General features: G+C 71.3%; 7 protein-coding genes and 1 pseudogene. All 8 read left to right on the top strand.

The window, feature by feature from the left end:
- The first annotated feature begins 73 nt into the window (after positions 1 to 73).
- Positions 74 to 1,525, top strand: coding sequence for an NADP-dependent phosphogluconate dehydrogenase (gene gndA / locus ACFTZB_RS38625; protein WP_378440142.1), 1,452 nt, complete (start codon positions 74 to 76; stop codon positions 1,523 to 1,525).
- Between the two features lie 96 nt (positions 1,526 to 1,621).
- A complete protein-coding gene (locus ACFTZB_RS38620) occupies positions 1,622 to 3,019 on the top strand; it encodes a DEAD/DEAH box helicase (protein ID WP_378440140.1) in 1,398 nt (465 codons plus the stop codon).
- A 5-nt stretch (positions 3,020 to 3,024) separates the two neighbouring features.
- Positions 3,025 to 3,903 carry a DMT family transporter gene (locus tag ACFTZB_RS38615; protein WP_378440138.1) on the top strand — a complete coding sequence of 293 codons (879 nt, stop codon included), beginning with the start codon at positions 3,025 to 3,027 and terminating at the stop codon, positions 3,901 to 3,903.
- Between the two features lie 3 nt (positions 3,904 to 3,906).
- Positions 3,907 to 5,343, top strand: coding sequence for a GuaB1 family IMP dehydrogenase-related protein (locus ACFTZB_RS38610; RefSeq protein ID WP_378440136.1), 1,437 nt, complete (start codon positions 3,907 to 3,909; stop codon positions 5,341 to 5,343).
- A 306-nt stretch (positions 5,344 to 5,649) separates the two neighbouring features.
- Positions 5,650 to 7,014, top strand: coding sequence for a hemolysin family protein (locus ACFTZB_RS38605; RefSeq protein ID WP_378440134.1), 1,365 nt, complete (start codon positions 5,650 to 5,652; stop codon positions 7,012 to 7,014).
- Entirely contained in the window at positions 7,007 to 8,095 is a 1,089-nt protein-coding gene (locus ACFTZB_RS38600; RefSeq protein ID WP_378440132.1) for a hemolysin family protein, read from the top strand. Before ACFTZB_RS38605 ends, ACFTZB_RS38600 begins: the two co-directional genes overlap by 8 nt.
- A 4-nt stretch (positions 8,096 to 8,099) precedes the next feature.
- A complete protein-coding gene (locus ACFTZB_RS38595) occupies positions 8,100 to 8,960 on the top strand; it encodes a 3-methyladenine DNA glycosylase (RefSeq protein WP_378440130.1) in 861 nt (286 codons plus the stop codon).
- Positions 8,957 to 9,376, top strand: a pseudogene (locus tag ACFTZB_RS38590) (hypothetical protein); the annotation flags it as partial. The gene ACFTZB_RS38595 and the pseudogene ACFTZB_RS38590, both read left to right, overlap by 4 nt.

The following is a 9,376-nucleotide window of genomic DNA, read 5'->3' as shown; positions in this document are numbered from 1 at the left end:
GTTTGGCTTAGCCGGTCGAGTTTTTCGTAGCCGCCGATTTCACTACCGCCGAGCGAGAGGGAATGCTGTATCCATGACTATCGACAACACTGAGGGTGCCCGCGCGCAGATCGGCGTCACAGGCCTGGCCGTCATGGGCTCGAACATCGCCCGCAACTTCGCCCGGCACGGTCACACGGTCGCGCTGCACAACCGCAGCATCGCCAAGACCGACGCCCTCATCGCGGAGCACGGCAGCGAGGGCGACTTCGTCCGCACGGAGACCATCGAGGAGTTCGTGGCAGCGCTGCAGAAGCCGCGCCGCGTGCTGATCATGGTCAAGGCCGGCGACCCCACCGACGCCGTCATCGAGGAACTCGCCTCGGCGATGGAGCCCGGTGACATCATCATCGACGGCGGCAACGCCCTGTACACGGACACGATCCGCCGTGAGGCCTCCCTCCGGGACCGTGGTCTGCACTTCGTCGGCGCCGGCATCTCCGGTGGCGAGGAGGGCGCCCTCAACGGTCCGTCGATCATGCCGGGCGGGCCGAAGGAGTCCTACGAGGCCCTCGGACCGCTGCTCGAGTCGATCGCCGCGCAGGTCGACGGAACCCCCTGCTGCACGCACATCGGCCCCGACGGGTCCGGGCACTTCGTGAAGATGGTGCACAACGGCATCGAGTACGCCGACATGCAGCTGATCGGCGAGGCGTACAACCTGTTCCGCGCCGCCCTCGGCTACGACGCGGACCAGATCGCGGACGTGTTCACCGAATGGAACTCCGGCGACCTCGAGAGCTACCTCGTCGAGATCACCGCCGAGGTGCTGAAGCAGAAGGACGCGAAGACCGGCAAGGCCCTCGTCGACGTGATCGTCGACGCCGCGGAGCAGAAGGGCACCGGCCGGTGGACCGTCAAGTCCGCCCTCGACCTCGGTGTCCCCGTCACCGGCATCGCCGAGGCCGTGTTCGCCCGCGCCCTGTCCGGGTCCCGCGAGCAGCGCAAGGCCGCGGTCGGTCTCGCGTCCGGTCAGCTCGCCGACAAGCCCGCCGACGCCGCCCAGTTCACCGAGGACATCCGGCAGGCGCTGTACGCGTCGAAGGTCGTGGCGTACGCGCAGGGATTCGACCAGATCGCGGCGGGCAGCGCCGAATACGACTGGGATCTGCACCCGGCCGACCTCGCGACCATCTGGCGTGGCGGCTGCATCATCCGCGCCCGGTTCCTCAACCGCATCAAGGACGCGTACGACGAGAACCCGGCGCTGCCGAGCCTGATCCTGGCCCCGTACTTCCGGGACGCCATCGAGACGGCCATCGACAGCTGGCGCCGCGTGGTGTCCACCGCCACCCTGCTGGGGATCCCGGTGCCGGCGTTCGCGTCGTCGCTGTCCTACTACGACGCCCTGCGCGCCGAGCGGCTGCCCGCCGCCCTGACGCAGGGGCAGCGGGACTTCTTCGGCGCCCACACCTACGAGCGGGTCGACGCCGAGGGCAAGTTCCACACCCTGTGGAGCGGTGACCGCAGCGAAGTGCAGGCCTGACCCTCCCCGATCGACCGTCCCCGGCCGTGGCGTACCGCAGGTGCGTCACGGCCGCGGCGTCGGGACACCCCCTTCGCAGGCGGTAGCCTTCTGGATATGCCCGACGACGAGTTCGCCTCGCCCGCACCGGTGGGTGAGACGTTCCTCGCGCTCGGTCTCCCCGCGGTGATGACCCACGCCCTCGACCGCGGCGGCATCGCCGCGCCGTTCCCGATCCAGGCGGCCACCATTCCCGACGTCCTCGCCGGCCGGGACGTGCTGGGCCGGGCACCGACCGGGTCCGGGAAGACCCTCGCGTTCGGGCTGCCGATGCTCGTGCGGCTCACGGGCGCGGCCGGCAGGCGCGGGTACCCGCGCGGCATCGTGCTGGTGCCCACCCGCGAACTGGCGCTGCAGATCGAACGCGCACTGGACGAGCCCGCCCTGTCGGTGGGGTTGCGGGTGGCGAACGTCGTGGGCGGGGTTCCGATCAAACGGCAGGTCGAGACGTTGTCGCGGGGCGTCGACCTGCTGATCGCGACGCCGGGGCGCCTCGCCGACCATCTGGCGCAGGGCTCGGTGTCCCTGGACGACGTGACGGTGCTGGCCCTCGACGAGGCCGACCACATGGCCGACCTGGGGTTCCTGCCGCAGGTCACGGCGATCCTCGACAAGACGCCGGCCGGGGGCCAGCGACTGCTGTTCTCGGCGACCCTCGACGGCGAGGTCGACACCCTCGTAAGCCGGTACCTGCACGACCCGGTGACGCATTCGACGGCGCCGGTCGCGGCGACGGTGCCGACGATGCGGCACCACCTGCTGTACGTCGACCGGCAGGACAAGTATTCCGTTGTGGCACATATCGGTTCACGATCCGGGCGGACGTTGATGTTCGTGCGCACCAAGTTCGGGGTGGACCGGGTGGCGCAGGAACTGCACGCCGCCGGCGTCGCGGCCGGGGCCCTGCACGGCGGCAAGGCCCAGAACAATCGCACCCGCACCCTGGCGTCGTTCGCCGACGGCACCACCCCGGTCCTGGTGGCCACCGACGTGGCGGCCCGCGGCATCCACGTGGACGGCATCACGCTCGTCGTGCACGTGGATCCGCCCACCGAGGCCAAGGACTACCTGCACCGGGCTGGGCGCACCGCCCGCGCGGGCGAATCCGGCGTGGTCGTCACCCTCGTCACCGAGGACGAACGGGCCGCGGTCGAGAAGCTGACCCGCAAGGCCGGTCTCGACGTCACCGGCACGCCGGTGCGGCCCGGCGACCGGGTGCTCGCCGAGATCACCGGCGCACGCCGCCCCACCGGGAAGGCGGTCCCCGCGCCGGACACCCGGGCGCCGGCGCAGGACACCCCCAAGAAGGGCAGGCAAGCGCACGATCCCGGGGGCCGCACCGCCCGTCGCGGAAGGCCCGGCGACGGTGGAGCGGCCCGGTCGGGTGCGCGGCGCGGGCGGAAACCCGGACCTGCGTCAACTCCCCACGGACACCGCAACCGCGGGGCACACTGAGAGGCATGTCCCTGCCGTTCGCGTCGATCGTGTGCGCGCTGATCGCGGCGCTGCTGTTCGCGTGCGCGTCGGTGGCGCAGCAGCGTGCGGCGTCCGCCGTCCCCGAGGACGCCGCACTGATGACGACGCTGCTGCGCAGTCCCCGCTGGTGGGCCGGCTTCATCGGGGACGGCGGCGGGTACGTGATGCAGGCTGTGGCGCTGGCGCTGGGGTCGGTGCTGGTGGTGCAGCCGCTGCTGGTGACGGCGCTGCTGTTCGCGTTGCCGCTGTCGGCGAAGTTCTCCGGGTACCGGCTCAGCCGCACCACGTGGGCTCTCGCCGTCGCGCTGGCCGTCGCGCTCGCGATCTTCCTGGTGATCGGCGACCCCACCGAGGGGAACGTCGACGCCCCGTTCCGGGAATGGGTGCTGCCCCTCGGCATCCTGCTGGCCGTGGTGGCGGCCGCGGCCGCGGCGGGGATGACGAAGATCGACCCCGGGTGGCGGGCCCTGCTGCTCGGCGGGGCGGGCGGCATCCTGTACGGGGTGGCGGTCGCGTTCACCAAGTACGTCGTCGAACTCGTGCCCCGCGGGTTGGGGGCGGTGCTGAGCAGCTGGCAGGCGTGGGCGCTGGTCGCCGCCGGACTGGTGGGGGTGTATCTGCAGCAACGCGGCTTCCAGGTAGGTCCGCTGTCCGCGTCGCTGCCCGCCCTGACCATCGCCGAACCGCTCGCCGCCGTGTTCCTCGGCATGACCGTCCTCGACGAACGCCTGCGCGTCGCGGGCCCCGGACTCGTGGTGGTCGGCTGCTCGGTCGCCGTGATGCTGGTCGCCACGATCGGACTGTCCAGGTCGCAGGCCCAGCAGACATCCGACACCGCCGCAATTTCCCCGGTATCGTCCTGACATGTGCAGTTCCTCGACGGGCATCGCCCTCCCTATGACCTGACGTACGACGACGTGTTCCTGGTGCCGAACCGCACCGAGGTGACGTCGCGATTCGACGTGGACCTGGCCACCGCGGACGGGTCGGGCACCACCATCCCGATCGTCGTCGCGAACATGACGGCGGTGTCCGGGCGCCGCATGGCCGAAACCGTCGCCCGCCGTGGCGGTCTGGTGGTCCTCCCGCAGGACCTTCCCGCCCGCGCCGTCGCGGAGACCGTGTCCTTCGTCAAGAGCAGGCACCTGGTCGCCGACACTCCGGTGACGCTCGGCCCCGACGCCGCCGTGTCCGACGCGCTGGCGTTGCTGCCGAAGCGGGCGCACGGCGCCGTCGTCGTCGTCGAGGAGGACCGGCCCGTCGGTGTCGTCACCGAGGCCTCCTGCACGGACGTCGACCGGTTCGCGCGACTGCGCGCGGTGGCGTTGACCGACTTCGTCACCGCCCCCGTCTCGGCGTCGCCGCGGGAGGTGTTCGAACTCCTCGACGGCACGCACGACTCGCTCGCCGTGATCGTGCACCCGGACGGCACCCTCGCCGGTGTCCTCACCCGCACCGGCGCCATCCGGGACGGCATCTACCAGCCCGCCGTCGACGGCAACGGGAAGCTGCGGGTGGCCGCGGCCGTCGGCGTCAACGGTGACGTCGCCGCGAAGGCGCGCGCCCTCGTCGACGCCGGGGCCGACCTGCTGGTCGTCGACACCGCGCACGGCCACCAGCAGAAGATGATCGACGTCCTCGGCGCACTGAGGAAGGCCGATCTCGGGGTGCCGCTGGTCGCAGGAAACGTGGTGTCCGCCGCCGGCACCCGGGACCTGATCGACGCGGGCGCCGACATCGTGAAGGTCGGGGTCGGGCCGGGCGCGATGTGCACCACCCGCATGATGACGGGGGTGGGCAGGCCGCAGTTCTCCGCCGTCGAGGAATGCGCCGCGCAGGCCCGCGCGATGGGTGCGCACGTGTGGGCGGACGGAGGTGTCCGTCACCCCCGCGACGTGGCGCTCGCCCTGGCCGCGGGCGCGTCGAACGTGATGATCGGGTCGTGGTTCGCCGGCACCTACGAGTCGCCCGGCGACCTGCGCGTGGACCAGTCCGGCAATGCGTACAAGGAGAGCTTCGGGATGGCCTCCAAGCGTGCGGTCGCGGCGCGCACCGCCACCGACACCGCGTTCGACCGGGCCCGGAAAGGGCTGTTCGAGGAGGGTATTTCGAGTTCCCGGATGCGCCTGGATCCGGAACGTCCCGGCGTCGAGGACCTGATCGACCACATCTGTTCCGGGGTGCGCAGCACCTGCACGTACGCGGGCGCCCGGACGCTGGCGGAACTGCACGAGCGGGCCGTTCTCGGTGTGCAGTCGGCCGCCGGGTTCGCCGAGGGCCGCCCGCTGCCTGCCGGCTGGTGACGACCGCATCCTGAAGTGCCGGAGGGTGTCCTGTTCCACGGAGCCGGACATCCCCCGGTATCATGGGTCGCTCAACCACACCAGTTCTCGGCGCCGGACCCGTCCGGGCCGTCGAGGCCGAACGAGAGGACTCCGGTGCCCGCGGCACCCACCTACGCAGCAAGCGCCCCACCCGCCGTCTCCGGGAGTGTCGTGCCCTCCTGCTCCGTGGAATCGGACTCCGATTCCGCCGGTTCGGAGGGCTCCTCTATCGAGCCGGGTGACAAACCCGGCGACCCCCGTTCCTCCGCTCGGCGGCGATGATCCATGGACATCGCGCTCAGCATTCTCGCCCTGCTCGGCTTTCTCGCCCTGACCGCGGGTACCGCGTTGTTCGTGGCGGCCGAGTTCTCCCTCACCGCCCTCGAACGCAGCACCGTCGACGCGCACGCCCGCACCGGTGACCGGCGGTCCCGGCAGGTGCAGCACGCGCATCGCACCCTGTCGTTCCAGTTGTCGGGGGCCCAGCTCGGCATCACCATCACCACGCTGATCACCGGCTACCTGTCCGAGCCGGTCCTCGCCCGCTTCATCACCCCGGCGCTGTCCGCGATCGGGTTCAGTGAATCCGCCGCCGCGGCAACGTCTTTGGTGATCGCCCTGATTCTCGCGACGTCGTTCTCGATGGTGTTCGGCGAACTCGTGCCGAAGAACCTCGCCATCGCGCACCCCCTGCCCACGGCGCGGGCCACGGCGGGAATGCAGGCCGCGTTCTCGCTGATCTTCAAATGGGCCATCAACGGGCTCAACGGCAGCGCGAACTGGCTGGTGCGACGCCTCGGCATCGAACCGGCCGAGGAGTTGCGGTCCGCGCGGTCCCCGCAGGAACTCGGTTCCCTCGTGCGGACGTCCGCACAGCGCGGCGCCATCGACAAGGGCACGGCGCTGCTGGTCAACCGCTCGCTGCGCTTCGGCGAACGGACCGCGGAGGAACTGATGACCCCGCGCGTGAAGATCGAGACCCTGTCCACCACGGACACGGTGGCCGACCTGATCGACACCGCGGCCCGCACCGGGTTCTCCCGCTTCCCCGTCGTCGACGGCGACCTGGACGACGCCGTCGGCATCGTCCACATCAAGCACGCGTTCGCGGTGACGGCGCAACGCCGCCGCACCACCCGCCTCCACACACTGGCCCAGAAGGTGCCGGTGGTGCCGTCCAGCCTGGACGGCGACACCCTGATGGAACGGATCCGGTCCGACGGCATGCAGGTCGCGTTCGTCGTCGACGAATACGGCGGCACCGCCGGAATGGTGACGATGGAGGACCTGATCGAGGAAATCGTCGGCGACGTCCGCGACGAGCACGACGAACCGGAGATCGACGTCCAGCGGATCGGCGACGGCTGGTCCTGCTCCGGGCTGCTGCGCGTCGACGAGGTCTCCGAGACCACCGGCTACACCGCACCCGAGGGGGAATACGAAACCCTGGGCGGTCTCGTGCTCACCGAACTCGGGCGGATCCCCGACGAGGGCGACGAGGTGCACCTGCCGCTGCCCGAGGGCGCGCACGACCCCGGCGGCCGGTGGGTGGCCACCGTGACCCACATGGACGGCCGGCGCATCGACCGGGTGCTGCTCACCCCGAAACCCGTCGAGAACACCGGCAGCGAGGAGGCCGACGATGAGTGACCTCTTCGGTGTGCTGCTCACGTTCGTGCTGCTCGCCGGCAACGCGTTCTTCGTCGGCGCCGAGTTCGCGCTGATCTCGGCCCGCCGCGACCGGCTCGAGGCCCTCGAGGCGCAGGGCAAGAAACGTGCCCGCACCGTGATCCTCGCGGGCGAGAACCTGTCGCTGATGCTGGCCGCCGCGCAGCTCGGCATCACCATCTGCTCGATCCTTCTCGGCAAGGTCGCCGAACCGGCGATCGCGCATCTGCTCGAGGTCCCGCTGCACGCGGTCGGGCTGCCCGCCGGGCTGCTGCATCCGATCGCGTTCACGATCGCGCTGGCGCTGGTCGTGGTGCTGCACATCCTGCTCGGTGAGATGGTGCCGAAGAACATCGCCCTGGCGGGCCCGGAGCGGACGGCGATGCTGCTGGTCCCGGTGCACCTGCTGTTCATCAAGCTGGCCCGGCCGCTGATCTCGTTCTACAACCTGTGCGCCAACCTGACGCTGCGGATGCTGCGGGTGGAGCCGAAGGACGAACTCGACGTCACCGTGTCGGCGGTGGAACTGTCCGAGATGATCGGCGAATCCCGGTCCGAGGGGCTGATCGACGCGGAGGAGCACCGCCGGCTCACCCAGGCGCTGGAGACCACGGACCGCACGGTCACCGAGGTGATGATCCCGCTGAGCGAGGCACGGACCATCCCCCTCACGGAGGGCGGCACCCGGCTCGGGGCCATCGAGCAGGCCGTCGTCGAGACCGGCTACTCCCGGTACCCGGTGCGCGCCGAAGACGGGTCGCTGGTCGGGTACCTGCACCTGAAGGACGTGCTCGACGACATCCTCGACGAGGAGGCCGGACCCGACACCCTGATCCCGCGGTCGGACATCCGCCCGCTGCCGCGGATGTCGACCACCACCCCGCTCGCGGAGGCACTGGCCAGTCTGCGCCGCGCCAGCTCCCACCTGGGGGCGGCGGTGGACCCGTCGGGGCAGATCGTCGGCATCGTCGCCCTCGAGGACCTCGTCGAGGAATACGTGGGCACCGTCCGCGACGGCACCCACCGCAACAACGGTGTCAATCCGGGACAGCGAACGAGCTGATCGGATGAACGTTCTGGACGCGTCGGAATGGATCCCTCGCCGCGACCGGCACCGGGCGCGGGTGTCCGCGCTGATCGGGCCGCACCTGGAGCGGCGCGACCGCGGGGAGACCCACCCGGTGAACGACTTCCTGTTCACCTATTACAGCCACCGGCCGAACCAGCTGCTCCGCTGGCACGCCGGGTGGGGCACCGTCCTCGCCGGCGCGGACGAGTACGCCGACCTGCGCGGGTATCACCGCACCGACGCCGGTGTCACCGTCGACCCGGAGTTCCTGCGGCGCCGCGCGGACACGGTCGCGTTCACCGCACGACTGATGGAGGCGACCACCGGGCGGCCCACGCATCTGTCCTGCTTCGGCCTGCACGAGTGGGCGATGGTGTACCGGTCCGAGGACGTGCGGCACGGCGGCGTGCCGCTGCGGCTCGGGGCGGGCGGCACCGACTCCGTGGTGGAGTCGCTGCAACTGCGCTGCACCCATTACGACGCGTACCGCTTCTTCACCCCGGCCGCCGAGCCGCGGAACAGCGTCCCGCTGACCCGGGCCGACCAGCTCGGCCGGGAGCAGCCCGGGTGCCTGCACGCGTCGATGGATCTGTACAAGTACTGCTACAAGCTGGCCCCGATGATCGACTCGGACCTGACCGTCGACTGCTTCGAATTGGCCCTCGCCGCACGGGAACTCGACATGCGGGCCAGCCCGTACGACCTCAGCGGGTACGGCTACACCCCGATCCCGATCGAGACCCCGCACGGCCGCGCCGAATACGTCCGGGAGCAGGCGGCGCTGGCCGCCCGCGCCGCCCCGCTGCGTGCCGAGTTGCACCACCGGTGCCGCCGGTTGCTCGCCGACGTGGGGCCGTGACTCCCCCGGTGCCCGGGGACTACCTGGCGGCCCGCCTCCCCGTGTTCGCGGTGGCGGCCGGTTCGCTGACCGCCCTCACCGGCGCCGTCGACCGGTTCGACCGCGCGCACGGCCGCGACCCGCGGCGGTGGCGGCTCGACGCCGAGCGGATCGCCGCCTCGTTCGCGAGCGACCGTCTGCTGCGAGTGTCGGGCGCCCCGGTGCCCGGTTTCGCGGAGCTGTCGGGGTTCTTCCCGGCGTCGGACGGTTGGGTGCGGACCCACGCCAACTACCCGCACCACCGCGCGAGACTGCTGTCGGCGCTCGACCTGTCCGCCGACGCCGGCCGGGACGCCGTGGCCGCCCGGATCGGGCGGCTCACCGCCGCAGGCGTCGAGGACCGGGCCGCCGCCGCGCGGGCCGTCGCGGTGCGGGTG

This window comes from Rhodococcus sp. NPDC057014, assembly GCF_042673295.1.
Lineage (GTDB): Bacteria > Actinomycetota > Actinomycetes > Mycobacteriales > Mycobacteriaceae > Rhodococcus_F.
The sequence above is the reverse complement of the archived record's forward strand: the minus strand, read 5'-3'. Positions and strand labels throughout refer to the sequence as shown.